This is a genomic window from Neisseria sp. P0009.S007 (genome assembly GCF_051962515.1).
Genome location: NZ_JBQCVF010000893.1, coordinates 1 through 443 on the forward strand (window position 1 = coordinate 1; position 443 = coordinate 443).

The window sequence follows — 443 nt, forward strand, 5'->3', positions numbered from 1 at the left end:
GCAAATATGGTTGCAAGATCATGCCGAGTCCTTGCCATTTTACCCTGAGAACGCGCCTGACCTGAACTATACTTTTACTCAGTTTGATGTGGAAATGCCTTACAAACCCGGTGATTTTACGCAGATTAATGCGCAGCTGAACGAAGTGATGGTAGCAAGGGCTGTCAGACTTTTAAACCCTCAAAAGGGGGAGCGGATTGCCGATCTGTTTTGCGGTTTGGGCAATTTCAGTTTGCCACTGGCGAAAAGTGGCGCATCGGTTGTCGGTATTGAAGGTGCCGATTATTTGGTGGATAGGGCAAGGGAAAATGCTCGCCTGAATCGTTGTGCCGAGAATATGACGTTTTCTGTTGCAGACTTATTCGATACCGATGAAAAGACTGTCGAGTCGTGGGGGCAATTTGACAAGATGTTGCTCGATCCGCCGAGAAGCGGGTCTTATG

The 443-nt window shown here is 48.1% G+C and carries 1 protein-coding gene; it reads left to right on the forward strand.

What is annotated here, in order from left to right; translation table 11 throughout:
* Positions 1-443: methyltransferase domain-containing protein (locus tag ACTHS3_RS16980; RefSeq protein WP_440368638.1), on the forward strand; the 443-nt coding region annotated here is incomplete at both ends.